We start from the raw sequence: 209 nt of genomic DNA, 5'->3' as shown, positions 1-209 counted from the left end.
TTTAATCCTAATACTGCTGTTGCAGTAACTGGATGGCAAACTATTGATAGTAAAAAATATTATTTTAATCCTAACACTTCCATAGCCTCAATTGGTTATACTATTATTAATAGTGACCATTTTTATTTTAATGATAGTGGTATTATACAGTTAGGTGTGTTTAAAGGACCTAATGGATTTGAATACTTTGCCCCTGCGAATACTTCTAA

1 pseudogene is annotated in these 209 nt (G+C 30.1%); it reads left to right on the top strand.

Annotation, left to right across the window (positions count from 1 at the left end):
• A pseudogene (locus tag KGF39_RS19745) lies at nt 1–209 on the top strand (cell wall-binding protein); the annotation flags it as partial.

The organism is Clostridioides sp. ZZV14-6345 (assembly GCF_020657775.1).
Taxonomy (GTDB): domain Bacteria; phylum Bacillota; class Clostridia; order Peptostreptococcales; family Peptostreptococcaceae; genus Clostridioides; species Clostridioides difficile_D.
Note: the sequence above shows the minus strand (reverse complement) of the source record. Positions and strands in the feature narration are given on the sequence as shown.